The following is a 17,346-nucleotide window of genomic DNA, read 5'->3' as shown; positions in this document are numbered from 1 at the left end:
GCGGTGTGTTGGCAGGTTAGCAACGCACCTGCCGCCGCGCGCCCGGATCTTCCGATGTCCGGTCTCAGGTCCCCGGTCTCCAGCCCCCGGGGCGACCTCACTCGTTCACAGGAGCGCCCTGACCGCGTCGGCGAGCACCCGGGCCGAGGTGTCGGCCGGGCCCGCGACCAGGCGGGTGCGGGTGAGGGCGAACGACAGCCCGCGGGCCCGGTCCGCGAAGGCGATGCTGCCGCCGCTGCCGTGATGGCCGAAGGAGGTGGTCTCGCCGGCCATCGCGGGCAGGCCCAGGAAGTAGCCGAGCCCCTTGGCGTGCCGAGCGAGCAGCATCCGGTCCTTCCCCTCGACGGCCACCCGGGCCGCGAGCTCCACCCGCTCGGGCGACAGCAGCCTCACGCCGTCCACCTCGCCCAGCAGCGCCGCGTACATCCGGGCCGCCGCCCGGGCGGTGGTGGTCCCGCAGGCGGGCAGGTCCGCGAGCAAGTAGGCGTGCTGGTTGGCCAGCTCGGCGGTGGTCCACACGCCCGGGTCGGGCGCGACGAAGTGGACGAACGGGGCGGTGGGCGGCAGCGAGGCCAGCCACTGCGCCCAGTTCCCCTCCACGAGCGGCACGGTACGCCCGAGCGCGTCCCGGGGGATTCCGAAGTACAGCTCGTCGGCCACCCCGAGCGGCTCGGCGACGTACGTGCGCAGGGCCTCGCCCGGGGTCAGGCCGGTGATCCGGCGGACGGTCTCGCCGAGGATCCAACCGAAGGTCCAGCCGTGGTACCCACTGGCCGAGCCCGGTTCCCACAACGGCTCCAGGGAGGCGACGAGCGCGCACATCGTGTCCCAGTCGCACAACTCGGCCGCGGTGATGCCGGCCGGCAGCTGCGGTACGCCGATCGCGTGCGTGAGTGCCTGGCGCACGGTGGCCCGTCCCTTGCCCCGCGCCCCGAACTCGGGCCAGTAGTGGGAGACCGGGGTGTCGTAGTCGATCAGTCCCCGCTCGGCGAGCACGTGGACCAGGGTGGCCGTGAAGCCCTTCCCGACCGAGAAGCTGTGGATCAGCGCGTCCGGGCCGGGGACGCCCGCGCAGGCGTCCACGATCAGCTCCCCGCCCGCGTACGCCGCGACCTGGAGCCCGGCCCCGGCCTCGGCGCCCGACTCCACCAGGCGGTCCAGGAGCGCGCTGACGTGTTCCTGCGGGGACCCGATGTGTTCCTGCGTCGACCCGACACGTTCGTGCGGTGACCCGACGTGCTCGGGCGGGGGCGTCGGGCCGTGGGCCGGGGACCGGTTCATGGGCGCCATCGTTCCAGCCGCGGGGGCGCGGGCGGGGGACGACCGCCCGTCGGGCCCGTCGGTCTCCCGCGCCCCGGGCCGATCAGCCCGCGTGGACGTGCGGGCGGCGGGCGCGGTCGGGTTCGGCTTCCCGGATGACCTCGCGCGTGACCGGGGCGACTTCGCCCTGGCCGAAGAGGAAGAAGCGCAGGAAATGGGTGAAGGGGTTGCCCTCGGTCCATTCGAAGTAGATGTGCGGCCGCTGCCCGGTCGTGTCGCGCACGTGCAGGAGCAGCGCGGCGAGCGCGTTCGGTACGGTCGAACTCTCCAGGGTCAGCACGCGGTAGCGGTCGTGGAGCACCTCGCCCCGCACCCGCAGACCGGATTCGAACTCGGACGGGTCCAGGACGGTGACCTCGACGAACAGCACGTCGTCCGTGGCCGGTACGTCGTTGTCGGCGCGGATCTGCTCCACCTTGTCCCGGTACTCGGCGAGGTCGCGCCCGCCGGGTTCGTTGGCGATGAACCGGATGGTGCGGTGGGCGGTGTCGCGCACGAACCGCTGCGCCATCTCGTCGAGTTCCACGTCCGTGACGCGCAGCTCGAAGACGCGGGCGAGGCGGGAGAGCAGGGAGAGCGCCATGATGCCCGCGATGAAGCAGGCGCCGATCTTCACGCCGTCGGGCCGCTCCATCACGTTGACCGCCGTCGTGTAGACGAAGACCGCGGAGATCAGGCCGAAGGCGAGGGTCCAGCCGCGCTGACGGGCCCGCCGGGCGGCGATGGTGACGGCGACGGCGGCCGAGGTGATCAGGACCAGGACCCCCGTGGCGTACGCGCCGCCCTGCGCGTCGACGTCGGCGTCGAAGAGCCAGGTGACGAGGAAGGCGACGAGGGTGAAGACGATGACCATCGGGCGCAGCGCGCGGGCCCAGTGCGGGGCCATGCCGTAGCGGGGGAGGTAGCGCGGCATCAGGTTGAGGAGACCGGCCATCGCCGAGGAACCGGCGAACCAGAGGATGAGGATGGTCGCGACGTCGTAGACCGTGCCGAAGGTGGAGCCGAGGTGTTCGTGCGCGAGGTAGGCGAGCGCGCGGCCGTTCGCCGCTCCGCCCGGCTCGAACTCGTCGGCGGGGATCAGCAGGGTGGTGATGAAGCTGGAGCAGATCAGGAAGACGCTCATGATCAGGGCGGCCGTGGTGAGCAGCTTCTTGGTCTCGCGGATCCGCCCGGCGGGCCGGTCGTGCGTGTCGTCCGGGTCGCCCTGGACGTGCGGCATGACCGCGACGCCCGTCTCGAAGCCGGAGAGCCCGAGGGCGAGCTTGGGGAAGACGACCAGGGCGATGGCGATCATCATGAACGGATTGCCGTGCTGGGTGGTGAGCGCGTGCGACCAATCGGTGACCACGTGCGGCTCGGTGACCACCTGCCACAGGCCCACCGCCATCACCACCACGTTCAGCGTGAGGTAGACCCCGACCAGGACGACGGCCACCCCGATCGCCTCGCTGAAGCCCTTCAGGAAGACGGCCCCCAGCAGCGCGATCATGATCAGGGTGATGACCAGCTGGTGCCCGCTCAGCACGCCGGTGAGGTGCGGGTTCTCCACCAGGTGCGCGGTCGCGTCCGCGGCGGAGAGGGTGATCGTGATCAGGAAGTCGGTGGCCGCGAACCCGAGCAGGGTCAGGACGAACAGCTTGCCCTTCCAGAACGACAGCAGTCGCTCCAACATCGCGATCGAGCCCTCGCCGTGCGGGCTCTCCTCGGCCACCCGGCGGTAGACGGGCAGTGCGCCCAGCAGGGTGAGGACGACGAGCACGATCGTGGCGAGCGGCGAGAGCAGGCCGGCGGCGAGCGCCGCGATGCCGGGCTGGTAGCCGAGGGTGGAGAAGTAGTCCAGGCCCGTCAGGCACATCACGCGCCACCAGCGGCGGCCGTGCTCACCGCGTGGCGCGTCCTCCCGGCTCCGGCCCCGCTCCTGCTTCATCTGGTCGCTGAGGCCTTCCAGCATCCAGGCGCGCAGGCGCGTGGTGCGGGTGGGGATGGCCATCGTGGTGCTCCTGTCGTACAGCCCGGATCCGGCCATGGAGAGGGCCGCGACGACCGAGCGTACGGACATCGCTCGGATGTGCGCGTTCGAGCGACGATCCTGACGCGCCCTTAACGCGGAAGGCCGCTGACCTCGGGCGACGCGCTCTGCGCGATGCCCGACACGCGGTGCACGCGCAGCGCGAGCTGGATCTCCAGGGCCCGCGAGGGGGTGTTCCAACTCTCGCCCAGGAGCTGCCGGATCCGGTCCAGCCGCTGCACCACGGTGTTGACGTGGACGTGCAGCGCGTCCTTGGCCTTGGCCAGGCTGGCCCCGTGCGCGTAGTACGCCTCCAGGGTCCCGATCAACTCGGTGCCGCGCCTGCGGTCGTAGTCCAGTACGGGGCCCAGTACCCGCTCCACGTAGCCGGCCACATCGCTGCGCTCGCCCAGCAGGATCCCGAGGAAGCCCAGGTCCGGCAGGGCCGCGCCCTGCCCGGTGTGCCCCAGGGCGTGCAGCGCCTCCAGGCAGCGCAACGCCTCGGCGTGCGCGGCGGGCAGCCCGGGAGGACCCGCGGCCGGCCCGGCGCAGCCCACGGTGACCGGGACGGCCAGCACCCGGCCCAGGTCCTCGGCGAGCGAGCGGGCCAGCGGACCGGGGTGCCCGGTCGGCGCGACGAGCACCACCCGGCCCTCGTACAGTCCGGCGAGCCCCTCCAGGGCCCGGGCCCGGCGGGTCCCCTCGGCCAGCAGCCTGGTCCGCTGCGCCGCGTCGCAGTGCAGCACCAGCACGGCGTGCGGGCGGGTCAGGTCGACGCCCACCTTGCGCGCCCGCAGCGACTGACCGGCGGGGTCCCGGACCCGCCCCGCGGGCCCGGTGGCCAGGAGGTCGCCGAGCAGCTCGCCGCGGACCCGGTCCTCGGCCTGCGCCGTGGACCGGCGCAGCAACAGGAGCAGCGCCGTGACCAGCGCGGTGCGTTCGAAGAGCCGTCGGTCGGAGTCGGGGAGCTCCGGGCGGCCGGTCAGGGTGATGCTGCCGAGGAGTTCGGGCCCCGCCAGGACCGCGCAGACCCAGTTCCCGGCCGCGCGGACGGCCCGGCCACCGGAGCGGGACGCCGCTGTCCACGCCTCGCGCTCGTCCCGTGCCTCCGGCCGCTCCTGCGCCTCCGGCCGCTCCTGCGCCCGCGGCCGCCCTTGTACCTCCTCCGGCGGCTCTTGCCCTTGAGGTCCCGCGGCCACCCGGGCGAGCTCGCTGCCGTCGGAGTCGTGGACCACCAGACCGCCGCCCAGCAGGGCCGCGACCTCGCGGGCCAGGTCGCCCGTGTCGGCGCCGCGCAGCACCAGTTCGGTGAGCCGGTCATGGGTCTCGGCGGCCAGTCGCATCGCCTCGCTGTGCGCGCGGACGGTCTCGTTCGCCACGCCCAGCTCGACGAGGGCCGCGCGCGTCTCCTCCAGCAGCCGGGCGCCGTCGATGGCCACGGCCGCGTGGTCGGCGAGCGAGGCGAGCAGGGCGACCGCCTCGGGAGCGAACTCGCGGACCGCGCGGTCGGCGGCGTACAGCACCCCGATGACCCGGTTGCCCACCCGCAGCGGGACGCCGAGGATCCCGCGCAACCCCTCCTCGCTCACCCCGTGGTCGATGGCCGCGGTGTGCTTGAAGCGGTCGTCCGTGCGGTAGTCGGCGGAGGCGTAGGGACGGGCGCTCTGGGCGACCAGGCCGCCGAGCCCCTCGCCCATGCCCAGGCGCAGTTGCTGGAAGGCGGCCGAGACGGAGCCGTCGGTGACCCGCATGTAGGTGTCCCCGACGACCGGATCGTTGAGGGTGAGGTAGGTGACGTCCGTCCCCAGCAGCAGCCGGGCGCGGTGCACGATGGCCCGCAGCACGGCGTCCGGGTCCCGCAGGGCGGCCAGGTCCCCGGCGGTGTCGAACAGCGCGGTGAGTTCCGCCTCGCGGCGCCGGTGCTGGTCGAGGGTGCGGCGGATGTCCAGGGCGACCCGGGTGGCCTCCTCCACCCACGCCTGCTCCCCGGCCCCGGCCCCGGCCGCGCGGGCGTCGGCCGCGGGCCGGGCGAAGCGTTCGGCCGGCGCTCCGTCGGCCAGCAGACCGAGCAACTCCCGCAGGGCGCCGGCCGCGGCACCGGCCGGGCCACCCGGCGCCCCGTGGTCCGTCCCGCCGTCCGCGGTCCCGTCGTTCGAGGCGCCGTGGTCCGAGGTGCCACCGTCCGAGGTCCCGTGGTCCGCCGTCCACACCGAGGTCATACGGGGAGTTCCTTCCAGGTCGGGTCAGGCGGCCCGCTGGGTCTGCGGAGCCTTCCGGCCGGGCCGTCCGGACGCCCCGGGCGCCGAGGTGTCGTTCACGGTACGCGCCAGGTCGCGACCGCGGGTCTCCTTGGCGAAGGCGACGGTGAGGGTGGTGACCACGGCGGCCGCGCAGAGGTAGATCGACACCGGGACCGAGGAGCCGTAGTCCGCCAGCAGCTCGACGGCGATGATCGGGGCCAGCGCCCCGGCGACGATCGAGGCGAGCTGGGAGCCCATCGACGCTCCGGAATAACGGACCTCGGTGTCGAACATCTCGGAGATGAAGGCCGCTTGCGGCCCGTACATCGCACCGTGCAACAGCAGTCCGACGGTCACGGCCGCGGCGATCACGGGGAACGACTTCGAGTCGAGCAGGGCGAAGAAGGCGAAGGCCCACAGGACCATGCCGCCGGAACCGATCAGCGTCACCGGGCGGCGCCCGATCCGGTCGGAGAGCGCGCCCCAGGCCGGGATGGTGACGAAGTGGACGGCGGAGCCGATCAGGACCGCGTTCAGGGCAGTGGTCTTGGGCAGGCCCAGGTGCGCGGTGACGTACACGAGGAGGAAGGAGGTGAGGACGTAGTACGAGATGTTCTCGCCGAACCGGGTGCCGATGGCGATCAGCACCTGGCGCCAGTCCCTGCGGAACACCTGGACGACGGGGGCGCGTTCCACTGCCCCGCGGGCCGCCGCCGCGTCCGCCTTGGCCCGCGCGGCGAGGAAGACGGGGGACTCCGACACCGAGAGCCGGATCCACAGCCCGACGACCACCAGCACCCCGGAGAGCAGGAACGGGATCCGCCAACCCCAGGCCAGGAACGCGGCGTCCGACTGCACGGAGGCGAGCAGCGCGAGGACGCCGGTGGCCAGCAGGTTCCCGCCGGGTGCGCCGGACTGCGGCCAGGAGGCCCAGAACCCGCGGTGCTCGTCCCCGCCGTGCTCGGAGACGATCAGCACGGCCCCGCCCCACTCCCCGCCGAGCGCGAAGCCCTGGATCAGCCGCAGCAGCGTGAGCAGGATCGGCGCACCGATCCCGATGGTCGCGTGGGTGGGCAGCAACCCCATCGCGAACGTCGCCCCGCCCATCATCAGCAGACTGAGCACCAGCAGCTTCTTGCGCCCGACCTTGTCACCGAAGTGCCCGAAGACCACCCCGCCCAACGGCCGTGCCAGGAAGCCGATCGCGTAGGTGAGGAAGGCGATCAGCGTCCCGGTCAGCGGATCGGCCGTCGGGAAGAACAGCTTGTTGAAGACGAGCGCGGCGGCGGTGCCGTAGAGGAAGAAGTCGTACCACTCGATGGTCGTGCCGATGAGGCTGGCGGCGACGATCCGCCGGATTCCGGATGGAGCCTGCGGGACGGTTCCGGGGGAGACCATGTGCACCACTTCCAGGGTGTCTGCGGGGACGTCGGGCGTTGCCACAACGTAGAAGCGGCCCTTCCTGGGCGGGGCCGCTACCGCGGTGAGTCGTGTCCGGTCAGGGATTCGCCCGGCGTGCTGATGCGCTTGCGGAACACCCAGTACGTCCAGCCCTGGTAGGCGAGCACCACCGGGGCCGTGAAAGCCGCGACCCAGGTCAGGATCCGCAAGGTGTACGGACTCGCCGCCGCGCCCGCGACCGTCAGGCTTCCGGCGGTTCCAGTGGAGGACGGGAGGACATCGGGGAACAGCGAGAGGAAGATCGCGGCGACCGCCGCGGCGACCGCCAGCCCCGACAGGGCGAACGCCCAGCCGTCCCGGCCCTGTTCGGACTGTTCCACGACGAGTATCAGCGCCAGCACGGCGATGCCGGTCACGATGAAGGGCGCCAGGCCGCCCCGGTGGAGGTGGGTCCAGAAGAGGAAGACGAGCGTGACGACGGCCGCGGCGTTGGCGACGCCACGTACCGCCCTGCGGGCCCGGTCGCGTATCGCCCCGTTCGTCTTCAACGCGGCAAAGAGAAGGCCGTGGAGAGTGAACAGGCACAGGGTGAACAGCCCGCCGAGCAGGGAGTAACAGCTCACCAGGGGAAGGACGCCACCCGTGACGTTCTTGTCCGGTCCGATCGGTACTCCGTGCAGCATGCCGGCGAAGATGAACCCCCAGAGGAAGGCGCAGACCAGCGAGGACCACACCACGCAGCGGTCGCAGGTGCGCCGCCACGGCGCGTCGTCGCGCTTGGCCCGGTATTCGAGGGCGACGCCTCGCACGATCAGGCAGACGAGTACCGCCAGGATCGGCAGGTAGAAGCCGCTGCAGAACGTGGCGTACCAGTCGGGGAAGGCGGCGAAGGTGGCACCGACGGCGGTCAGCATCCAGACCTCGTTGCCGTCCCAGACCGGGCCGATGGTCGCCAGCAGTGTGCCGCGCTCCTCGGCGCCGCGGGCCAGGAAGCCGGTGAGGATGCCGATGCCGAAGTCGAAGCCTTCCAGGAAGAAGTAGCCCGTCCACAGGAAGGCGATGAGCACGAACCAGACGTCGTGGAGTTGCATGGAGTGTTCGTTTCCCGGGTGGGTCAGTAGGCGAAGGTCTGCGGGCGGTCGGCGTCTTGAGGCGGTACGGAGTCCGGCGGAGCCTCGTCCATGTGGGGGCCCGCCTTGGCGTACCGCACGAGGAGTCGCACCTCGACCACCGCGAGCGCCGCGTAGAGCAGGGTGAAAACGGTGAGCGAGATGACGACGGAGGTCGTGGAGACGCCGGGTGAGACCGCGTCGGCGGTCTTGAACAGGCCGTTGACGGCCCAGGGCTGGCGGCCCATCTCGGTGAAGATCCAGCCGAAGGAGTTGGCCACGAGGGGGAAGCCCAGGGTCAACACTCCCGCCCGCCAGGCCCACTTGGTGAGAAACGGGCCGAGTTCGCGGCGGCGGGTGAGCATCAGCCGGGGCACGTCGGATTCCGTCGTGCGGAATCCGACGTCGATCCATCGTCTCGTACGGGTCAGCCACAGTCCCGCCGCTCCCGCGGCGAACGAGACCATGCCGAAGCCGATCATCAGCCGGAAACCCCAGAAGGTCATGAAGATGCTCGGGATGTAGTCCTGAGGGCTGCCGCCGTAGCGGGCGGCCTCCTGGCGGGCGATGTCGTTGATGCCGGGCACCGCGCCGGTGACGTTGTGATGGGCCAGGAACGACAGCACACCGGGAACCTCGACGGCGACGTCGTTGCGCCCCTCGCCCACGTCCCCGACCGCGAAGACCGAGAAGGGGGCGGGTGCCCGGGTGTCCCAGAGCGCTTCGGCGGCGGCCATCTTCATCGGCTGCTGCTCGAACATCACCTGGCCCAGGCTGTCCCCGCTGATCGCGGTGGCCAGTCCCGCGGCTGCGGCGAGAGTGAGACCGAGGCGAAGCGACGTGCGCATCACGGCGGTTCGGGCATCCGGACCGCGCCGGGCGCGCGAGGCCCTCCACAGGTGGAAGGAGGCGATCCCGACGACGAACGCGCCGCCGGTGAGGAAGGAGGCGGACAGCGTGTGTCCCACGTTCACCAGGACGGTCTGCTGTGTCAGTACCGACCAGAGGTCGGTGAGCCGGGCCTTGCCGGTGGCGCTGTCGACGGCGTACCCGACCGGGTGCTGCATCCAGGAGTTGGCCGCGAGAATGAAGTACGAGGAGAGGATCGTGCCGAGCGAGACCAGCCAGATGCAGGCGCAGTGGACCTTCTTCGGCAGCTTGTCCCAGCCGAAGATCCACAGGCCGATGAAGGTGGACTCCAGGAAGAACGCGATGAGCGCTTCGAAGGCGAGCGGGGCTCCGAAGACATCGCCCACGAACCGCGAGTAGTCGGACCAGTTCATGCCGAACTGGAACTCCTGGACGATGCCGGTGACGACTCCCAGCGCGATGTTGATCAGAAAGAGCTTGCCCCAGAACTTGGTGGCGTGGAAGTACTTCTCCTTTCCCGTACGCACCCAGGCGGTCTCAAGTCCCGCTGTGACGGCGGCCAGTGAGATCGTCAGAGGGACGAAGAGGAAGTGGTAGACGGTGGTGATGCCGAACTGCCAGCGCGCCATGGTCTCCGGCGCGAGTGCCAGGTCCACTACGCGGCCCCCACGAAGGAGGCAGGGACGGTAGCGGTAGCGGTAGCGGACGGGAAGAGCCGCGGGTCGGCTCCGGCATGGGAGGCCACGTCCGCGCTGACGGCGTCCTTGATCAGCAGCAGCGTGCCCGCGCCGACGGTCAGCACCCGGCGCCGGTAGGCCCTGGGCGCGGAGAGGGAGGTGGTCGAGGTGCTCATGCCGCCACTCTCACCCCCGTCGGACGCGCCCGGTAGTGGCGACGAATCGATGCCTCCATAGAATGGGTCTATGCCCCTGCCTCCGCGCGTACCCGACCTTGCCGCCCTCGACCTGCTGCTCAGCGTCATCGAGCTCGGCAGCCTGGGCAGGGCCGCCGAGGCACACGGGATCAGCCAGCCTTCGGCCAGCTCCCGGATCCGCTATCTGGAGAAGCTCGTCGGCCTGGCCGTCCTGGAACGCTCCGCGCTGGGCTCCAAACCCACCCCGGCCGGCGCGCTGGTCGCCGAGTGGGCCCATACGGTGATCGAAGCGGCGCGGCAGCTCGGCGTCGGCATCGACACGCTGCGCGAACAGCGCGACTCGCGTCTGCAGATCGCGGCCAGTCAGACCGTGGCCGAGTACCTGATCCCCCGCTGGCTCGTGTCCCTGCGTGCCCGGACCCCCGAGACGTCCATCGCCCTGCACGCGGGCAACTCCGCCGACGTCTCGCGGGCCGTTCTGGAGGGTGCGGCCGAAATCGGCTTCGTCGAGAGCCCCCGTGTACCGAAGGGCCTGGAAAGCCATGTCGTGGCCCGCGACGAACTCGTCGTGGTGGTGGCGCCGACCCACCCGTGGGCCCGGCGCACGGCGATCCCGCTGGAGGAGCTGGCCGTGACCTCACTGATCCAGCGGGAGCCCGGCTCCGGAACCCGCACTTCCTTCGCGGCCGCCGTGACCGCCCGCATCCCCGACTGGCGCTCGCCCGCCCTCATGCTGGAGTTGTCCTCGACCACCGCCATCAAGACCGCCGCCGCCGCGGGGGTGGGCCCCGCGGTCCTCAGCTCCCTCGCCGTCGAGGCCGAGCTGGCCGCGGGAACTCTCAAGTCCCCTCCCGTCACGGGACTCGAACTGGGCCGCTCCCTGCGTGCCGTCTGGCCCGCCGGGCAGCGCCCGAGCGGCCCCTCCCGGGATCTCTACGCCATCGCACGCCTCCACAGGGCCACGTGACCCGGCAGGGCGCAGGCCGACCCGGGCCATAGAACCGGTCTATGGATGCATCGAAGCGTTGCCGCTACTCGAACGGGGCGCCCGAGCGGAGAGTGGAGCCGTCAGACTCCCTCCGATGAAGCCGGGACAGCATGTACACGCTCCTTTTCCTCCTCATCTTCTTGTGTGTGATGGCGGTGCTCCGCGGCTGGCCGGCCCGGACCCGCAACCCGCTGTGGGCGGGAACCCTGCTCCTCACGGTGCTCGCGTTCCTCCCCCACGTGCTCGACCACACCTTCCACATCGCCCTCTGAGGAGGAGGATTTCCATGGCTGCCACCCTGATCACCAACCCCACCGAGTCGGCCCGGCTCTCCAACCGCCTCGGCCTGTGGTTCACGCACGCCTATGTCATCGGCTTGTGCGGCACCCTCGCCGGCGCGTACTTCTTCCAATTCGGCCTCGACGAATACCCCTGCCCGATGTGCCTGCTGCAACGCATGTTCTTCCTGCTCAGCGCGCTCGGCCCGGCCTGGATCGCCGCCCGGTCCCGCAAGGGCCCGGTGAGCGCCCGGGACTGGGCCACGGGCTGGGGCTGGGCCATCGTGGCCGCCCTGGTGGGCAGCACCGTTTCCGCGAGCCAGGTCCTGATGCACATCGTTCCCCCGGACCCCGGTTACGCCGGCGCCCTGTTCGGACTGCACCTGTACACCTGGGCCCTGATCGCCTTCCTCGCCGCGGCGATCGCCGCCGGTGTCGCCCTGTTCCTCACTCCTCAGGCCGAACCCCTCGACGCGGCAGCCCAGTGCTCCGCTCTGCGCGCGATGGGCGGCGTCACCCTGGCCGTGCTGCTCGTGTTCGCCGCCAGCAACCTCGTCGCCTGCTTCTTCCTCCAGGGGTTCACCTGGCAGATGCCGGGCGACCCCACCAGCTACCAGTTCCTCACCGACCTCGGCCTCTGAGGCCACCCGCCGTCCGTCAGCAGCCGGGCCAACCAGCCGTCGGTGCAGGCCGTCACGTCCTCGGTGATCTCCACCGGGACCTTCTGGATGTCGCCGGGGTCGCGGCTCTCGGCACCGGGTCGGTAGACGTGGAAGCGGTAGCGCCGTCCGCCGGCGGCGCGCTGGGCTCGAGGCGTACCCCGACCGGTACGGGATGCGCCGCGTCGGCGAGATCGACATCACGAGGCCGCGTCGGCGCGAGCGCCCCGCCACGCTCGTGCCCGCGATCCTCGACAACGTCAGCGATGTCAGCCGGGTCAGCCGGGTCAGAGGTGGCTGTGGACACCCGCCGCGCCCGCTGCCTCCGCGGTGGCGAGCGGGACCGTCGAGACCGTCCGTGCACCGTCGGGGACGGCGGCAACGGTCAGGACGGTACCGGCGAGGGCCTCGAAGACCTGGGCCCAGTCGGTCGGCATGGTCGATATCCCGAAGACGGCGAACGCCGTTCCCGACGGGTCGTGCGCCGTACCGGTGAAGAGCGGCTGCTCCATGACGGTTCCTCACTGTCGGTACGGCACTCGCCCCCCGGCAGGCCGACCACACGACCGGAGAATAGGTTGGGCCGACCTATTCAGCGCCCGTGCCGCAACGCCGCGTGGATCGCTGATCCGCGCGGCGTTGATCTCCGGCCCTCCGGTCAGGGACGGCTCGTCAGATAGCCGCCCATGGCGGTGAAGTACTCGGTCGCGGGCAACTCCCGTCCGTCCTCGGTCCGTACGCCGGTGATGGCCAGGCCGTGGTTGCGGCCCGTGCGGGCGTCTGCCCCGGCGACGATCACCACGCCGCCGCCCTCGCGGTAGAAGATGCGGCCCGGGGTGCCGCCGTAGCGGCCCTCCGACACGACCGCGGCCGTGATCTCCAGGCGCTTGCCCTTGTGGAAGGTGAAGGCGCTCGGGTACGGGGCGCACTGGGCGCGGACCAGGCGCTCCAGGACATCGGCCGGCCAGTCCCAGTTGATGCGGACGTCCTCCTCGGACCGCTTGTGGAAGAAGCTGGCCTCGGAGCGGTCCTGCTTGGTGAACTCGGTCTCGCCGGCGGCGATCCGCGCCAGGGCGCCGACCGTGACCGGGGCGATCAGGTCGACCGTCTTGTGGAACAGGTCGGTGGTCGTGTCGGTGGGTCCGACCGCCACCGTGCGCTGGTCCACGATGTCGCCGGCGTCGAGCACCTCGTCCATCATGTGGGCCGTGACGCCGACTTCCGGCTCGCCGTTGATGAGGGCCCAGATCAGCGGGGAGAAGCCGGCGTACTTGGGCAGCAGCGAGTCGTGGATGTTGAGGGTGCCGTGGCGGGGGAGGGTGTAGATGCGCGGCGGAATCCAGGTGCGCCAGTTGTTGGCCACGATGATGTCCGGGTCGGCCTCCTTGAGCCGCGCGAACAGCTCCTCGTCGTCGGGCCGGTTGCGGATGACCACGGGGACGCCGTGCTCCTCGGCGAGGTCGGCGACGGAGTCGCTCCAGATCTTCTCGTAGGCGTGCTCGCTCTTGGGGTGGGTCACGACCAACACCACGTCGTGCTCGGAGTCCAGGAGCGCTTGCAGGGTGCGATGGCCCCAGGTCTGATAACCGAACATGACGACCCGCATGGGGGTTCCTCCTCAGAAGAGCGATTGACCGAGGCAAGTAAAGCAAGCCTTACCTAAGGGTGCAACGTGCCCGTAGTTCTGGGTCGGGTTGACCCGATCACGGGTCATTTGTGTGGTTTGCCTTGTCGACAGGCTGGCTCAATTAGGTTAGCTTTACCTAAGTTCCGCTCGGCTGCCGGTCACCGGTGCGCCTGGACTCCCCCTTTCCCCCACCCCGACAGGGCGCCTGACGGGCGGCTGTCCCGCACGAATGGGAGTGACATGTCACAGGCTCTTCCTGGCGACGCACCACTGATCCACGACCTGATAGGTATCGGCTTCGGGCCGTCCAACGTGGCCATGGCGATCGCGCTCAGCGAGCACAACGCGAGCGTGGGAAGGCAGGAGGCGGTCACCGCCCACTTCTTCGAGCAGCAGCCCCGCTTCGGTTGGCACCGCGGCATGCTCATCGACGACGCGACGATGCAAGTGTCCTTCATGAAGGACCTGGTGACGCTGCGGAACCCGAGCAGCGAGTACAGCTTCCTCTGCTACCTGCAGAGCAAGGGTCGGCTGATCGACTTCGTCAACCACAAGAATTTGTTCCCGCTCCGGGTGGAGTTCCACGACTACCTCGAGTGGGCCGCGGCCAAGGTCGACGACATGGTCTCGTACGGCCACCAGGTCGTCTCCGTCGAGCCCGTGCTGCGCGATGGCGTGATCGAGTACCTCGACGTGACGGCGCGCTCCGGTGACGAGGTCGTCGTCCACCGGGCCCGCAACCTCATCGTCGGAACCGGGCTGCGCCCGGTCATGCCGGAGGGCGTCGAGCGGACCGACCGCGTCTGGCACAACACCGACCTGCTGTCGAAGGTGGACGGCCTGGAGGGCACCGACCCCACCCGCTTCATCGTGGTCGGCGCCGGCCAGAGCGCCGCCGAGAACGTCGCCTACCTGCACCGTCGCTTCCCCGAGGCCGAGGTCTGTGCGGTCTTCTCCCGCTACGGCTACAGCCCGGCGGACGACAGCAGCTTCGCCAACCGGATCTTCGACCCCCAGGCGGTCGACGAGTACTTCGCGGCGCCGGAGGGCGTCAAGCGCCAGCTGATGGACTACCACGGCAACACCAACTACTCCGTGGTGGACATCGACCTCATCGACGACCTGTACCGGCAGTCGTACCAGGAGAAGGTGCTCGGCACCGAGCGGCTCCGCTTCCTGAACGTCTCGCGCCTGACGGGCGTGGAGGACGCGGCCGGCGGGGTCCGCGCCACCATCAAGTCCCTCGTCACCGGCGAGGAGAACGTGCTGGACGCCGACGTCGTGGTGTGCGCCACCGGGTACCAGCAGGCGGACGGCCTGGGCCTGCTCGGCGAGGTCGCCGACCGCTGCCACCGCGACGACCAGGGCCGGGTCCGGGTCGAGCGCGACTACCGGGTGACGACCGACCTCGAACTGCGCTGCGGCATCTACCTCCAGGGCGGCACCGAGCACACCCACGGCATCACCTCCTCGCTGCTGTCCAACACCGCGGTGCGGGTGGGCGAGATCCTCGACTCGATCCTCGACCGGAACCTCAAGGCCGTGCCCGACCAGGCCCGTCCGGTGGCCGGTGCGGCCGGGAACGACGCCCGCCAGGCGGCCGTCTAGCCACTCGGCTCCGGTCCATTGCCGTGCCTGCCCGTGCCTTCGCACCGGTAGGCACGGCAGTACTGTTTGCATGCCGCAGATCCACGAAGAAGGAATGTCCGTGCTCCCTGGTACCCGTCGCCCCACCGGCAGCCCGCCCGTCAGCCGACGCGTGATACCCGGGAGCCGCGCCGTCCCCGCCGTCCCCGCCGTCCGCTGCGGACGCAAGGGATGAGCCGCGTCGACGTGAGTACGACGACAGTGGAACGCGGGGCCCCTTCCCCGGTCGCCGCGGCGCGGCGACGGCGGACCGTGGGTCTGGGCGTCGTCCTCGCGGTCCTCGTGGCCGTGGCCGTGGTCTCCCTCGCCGTCGGCGCGCGTGCGCTGAGTCCCGCCGAGGCGTGGCACGGACTGTTCGGGGCGCCGGACCCGGACCAGAAGCTCTCGGAAGCCCGGCTCATCATGCACACCGTACGGGTGCCCCGGACGGTGCTCGCGATCGTGGCGGGCATCGCGCTGGGCGTCGCCGGTGCGCTGATCCAGGGATATACGCGCAACCCCATCGCGGACACCGGCCTGCTGGGCGTGAACACCGGAGCCTCCTTCGCCGTGGTGTCGGCGATCGCCCTGTTCGGGTTCACCGACCCGTTCCAGTACGTCTGGTTCGCCTTCGCGGGCGCCGGGCTCGCCGGTGTCGTCGTGTTCGGGCTCTCCAGCATCGGTAGGGGCGCCGGCAATCCGCTGACGCTCGCGCTGGCCGGGCAGGGGGTCACGGTGTTCCTCATGGCGATGACGACGGCGGTCGCGCTGTCGGACAAGGCGGCCCTGAACGCCCTGCGGTTCTGGAACGCCGGGTCGGTGGCCGGCGTCGGCTTCGACGTCATCTGGCCGGTCACCGCCTTCATCGTGGTCGGGCTGGTGCTGGCGCTGTTCACGCTGCCCTCCGTGAACCTGCTCAACCTGGGCGACGACGTGGCGCGGGGACTGGGCGTCAACATCGCCCTGATCCGGACCGTCGGCATCGTCGCCATCACGCTGCTGGCGGGCGCGGCCACGGCGGCGTGCGGACCCATCGCCTTCCTCGGACTCATGGTGGCGCACGTGGCCCGCTACCTGGCCGGGCCCGACTACCGCTGGCTGGTGCCGTACGCGGGCCTGCTCGGCGCGGTCGTCCTTCTGTTCTGCGACATCGTGGGACGCGTCGTGGTGCGGCCGGGTGAGCTGGACGCGGGTGTCCTCGTCGCTCTCCTCGGTGCCCCGTTCTTCGCGGTCCTGGTGTGGCGGGGAAAGTTCAAGAGCGCATGAACGTGACAGTGGTGAAGCCCCCGGTGAAGCCCGTGGGGGCGCCGGGCGTCCGGTTCGGCCAGTGGTCCTTCGCGTGGCGGCCCAGGATCGTGCTGGTCACGCTGGTGCTGATGGCGGCGACCTTCCTGGCGTTCTGTGCGTCCATCGCCGTGGGGGACTTCCCCCTCGGCCTGCCGCAGGTGGTGGCCACCCTCTTCGGCCGGGGTGAGCAGGTCGACCAGTTCGTGATCATGGACCTGCGCATGCCGCGGGCCCTGGCCGGGCTCGTCGTGGGCATCGCGCTGGGGATGGCCGGGGCGATCACCCAGTCCATCGCCCGCAACCCGCTGGCCAGTCCGGACATCCTGGGCATCACGGGCGGCGCCAGCGCGGTCGCGGTGCTGCTGGTGACGGTGTCCGGCGGAGCCACCGCCGCGGTCGTCGGCTCCGTGGGCCTGTCCGGGGCGGCGCTGGCGGGCGGTCTGTGCACGGGCCTGCTGGTGTACTTCATGGCGTGGCGGCGCGGGGTCGACGGGTTCCGGCTCATCCTCATCGGCATCTCCGTGAGCGCCGTGATGGAGGCGATCACGACCTGGCTGCTGGTCACCGCGGACATCAGGGACGTGGCGCGGGCCCAGGCGTGGTTGGTCGGCTCCCTGGACAACCGGTCGTGGGACGAGGTGTCGGTCGCGCTCTGGGGAACCGTCGTCCTCGCGGTCGTCGTGGGGTGCTTCTCCTTCCAGTTCAAGCCGCTGCACTTCGGCGACGACGTGGCCGCGGGCCTCGGCGTCCGGTACGCGCTCGTCAGGGCCGCCCTGCTGCTGTGCGCGGTGCTGCTGGCCGGCTTCGCGGTGAGTGCGGCGGGACCGGTCCCGTTCGTCGCCATGGTGGCGCCCCAGGTGGCGATCCGTCTGACCAAGTGCCCCACCCCGCCGCTGGTGGCATCCGCCGCGGTGGGAGCACTGCTGCTGATCGGCTCGGACCTGGTCGCCCGTACGGCACTGCCCATCAGCCTGCCCGTCGGAGTGGTCACGGCGGCGATCGGCGGCCCCTTCCTCATCTACCTTCTGGTGCGGGCGAACCGCCGCTAGGTGATAGAAA

The 17,346-nt window shown here is 71.0% G+C and carries 15 protein-coding genes; 6 read left to right on the top strand and 9 right to left on the bottom strand.

Annotation, left to right across the window (positions count from 1 at the left end; genetic code table 11):
* Window positions 1-105: 105 nt before the first annotated feature.
* From ACIQWR_RS09500 to ACIQWR_RS09470, 7 genes are all read right to left on the bottom strand, one after another.
* Window positions 106-1,281 carry a serine hydrolase domain-containing protein gene (locus tag ACIQWR_RS09500; protein ID WP_404006187.1) on the bottom strand — a complete coding sequence of 392 codons (1,176 nt, stop codon included), beginning with the start codon at window positions 1,279-1,281 and terminating at the stop codon, window positions 106-108.
* Between the two features lie 82 nt (window positions 1,282-1,363).
* The gene (locus ACIQWR_RS09495; RefSeq protein ID WP_404006427.1) at window positions 1,364-3,310 is read right to left on the bottom strand and encodes an APC family permease; all 1,947 of its coding nucleotides are present in this window, start codon (window positions 3,308-3,310) and stop codon (window positions 1,364-1,366) included.
* Between the two features lie 110 nt (window positions 3,311-3,420).
* The gene (locus tag ACIQWR_RS09490) at window positions 3,421-5,547 is read right to left on the bottom strand and encodes a helix-turn-helix domain-containing protein (protein WP_404006185.1); all 2,127 of its coding nucleotides are present in this window, start codon (window positions 5,545-5,547) and stop codon (window positions 3,421-3,423) included.
* 24 nt (window positions 5,548-5,571) lie between these two features.
* The gene (locus tag ACIQWR_RS09485; RefSeq protein WP_404006426.1) at window positions 5,572-6,966 is read right to left on the bottom strand and encodes an MFS transporter; all 1,395 of its coding nucleotides are present in this window, start codon (window positions 6,964-6,966) and stop codon (window positions 5,572-5,574) included.
* 77 nt (window positions 6,967-7,043) lie between these two features.
* Window positions 7,044-8,060, bottom strand: a complete 1,017-nt coding sequence (gene cydB / locus ACIQWR_RS09480; protein WP_404006183.1) for a cytochrome d ubiquinol oxidase subunit II — start codon at window positions 8,058-8,060, stop codon at window positions 7,044-7,046.
* A gap of 23 nt (window positions 8,061-8,083) precedes the next feature.
* Window positions 8,084-9,604: a cytochrome ubiquinol oxidase subunit I gene (locus tag ACIQWR_RS09475; RefSeq protein ID WP_404006181.1), complete on the bottom strand. Its 1,521-nt coding sequence runs from the start codon at window positions 9,602-9,604 to the stop codon at window positions 8,084-8,086.
* The gene (locus ACIQWR_RS09470; RefSeq protein ID WP_404006179.1) at window positions 9,604-9,801 is read right to left on the bottom strand and encodes a hypothetical protein; all 198 of its coding nucleotides are present in this window, start codon (window positions 9,799-9,801) and stop codon (window positions 9,604-9,606) included. The genes ACIQWR_RS09475 and ACIQWR_RS09470 overlap by 1 nt, the downstream gene beginning before the upstream one ends.
* 70 nt (window positions 9,802-9,871) lie before the next feature.
* Between ACIQWR_RS09470 and ACIQWR_RS09465 the strand changes: the two genes are divergently transcribed.
* From ACIQWR_RS09465 to ACIQWR_RS09455, 3 genes are all read left to right on the top strand, one after another.
* The gene (locus ACIQWR_RS09465; protein ID WP_404006177.1) at window positions 9,872-10,789 is read left to right on the top strand and encodes a LysR family transcriptional regulator; all 918 of its coding nucleotides are present in this window, start codon (window positions 9,872-9,874) and stop codon (window positions 10,787-10,789) included.
* 131 nt (window positions 10,790-10,920) lie between these two features.
* On the top strand, window positions 10,921-11,082 hold the full coding sequence (locus tag ACIQWR_RS09460) for a hypothetical protein (RefSeq protein ID WP_404006175.1): 162 nt from the start codon (window positions 10,921-10,923) through the stop codon (window positions 11,080-11,082).
* Between the two features lie 14 nt (window positions 11,083-11,096).
* A complete protein-coding gene (locus tag ACIQWR_RS09455; RefSeq protein ID WP_404006173.1) occupies window positions 11,097-11,729 on the top strand; it encodes a disulfide bond formation protein B in 633 nt (210 codons plus the stop codon).
* 305 nt (window positions 11,730-12,034) lie between these two features.
* On the opposite strand, the gene ACIQWR_RS09450 is transcribed toward ACIQWR_RS09455, so the two are convergent.
* Entirely contained in the window at window positions 12,035-12,259 is a 225-nt protein-coding gene (locus ACIQWR_RS09450; protein WP_404006171.1) for a hypothetical protein, read from the bottom strand.
* Between the two features lie 146 nt (window positions 12,260-12,405).
* The gene (locus ACIQWR_RS09445; protein ID WP_404006169.1) at window positions 12,406-13,353 is read right to left on the bottom strand and encodes a methionyl-tRNA formyltransferase; all 948 of its coding nucleotides are present in this window, start codon (window positions 13,351-13,353) and stop codon (window positions 12,406-12,408) included.
* A 261-nt stretch (window positions 13,354-13,614) separates the two neighbouring features.
* On the opposite strand from ACIQWR_RS09445, the gene ACIQWR_RS09440 reads away from it, so the two are divergent.
* From ACIQWR_RS09440 to ACIQWR_RS09430, 3 genes are all read left to right on the top strand, one after another.
* A complete protein-coding gene (locus tag ACIQWR_RS09440; RefSeq protein WP_404006167.1) occupies window positions 13,615-14,982 on the top strand; it encodes a lysine N(6)-hydroxylase/L-ornithine N(5)-oxygenase family protein in 1,368 nt (455 codons plus the stop codon).
* 210 nt (window positions 14,983-15,192) lie between these two features.
* The gene (locus ACIQWR_RS09435; RefSeq protein WP_404006165.1) at window positions 15,193-16,266 is read left to right on the top strand and encodes a FecCD family ABC transporter permease; all 1,074 of its coding nucleotides are present in this window, start codon (window positions 15,193-15,195) and stop codon (window positions 16,264-16,266) included.
* Window positions 16,263-17,336, top strand: a complete 1,074-nt coding sequence (locus ACIQWR_RS09430; RefSeq protein WP_404006163.1) for a FecCD family ABC transporter permease — start codon at window positions 16,263-16,265, stop codon at window positions 17,334-17,336. The genes ACIQWR_RS09435 and ACIQWR_RS09430 overlap by 4 nt, the downstream gene beginning before the upstream one ends.
* Window positions 17,337-17,346: the final 10 nt, after the last annotated feature.

The sequence above is a fragment of the Streptomyces sp. NPDC098789 genome (genome assembly GCF_044759975.1).
Taxonomy (GTDB): Bacteria; Actinomycetota; Actinomycetes; order Streptomycetales; family Streptomycetaceae; genus Streptomyces.
This window is presented reverse-complemented; position numbering and strand designations above follow the sequence as displayed.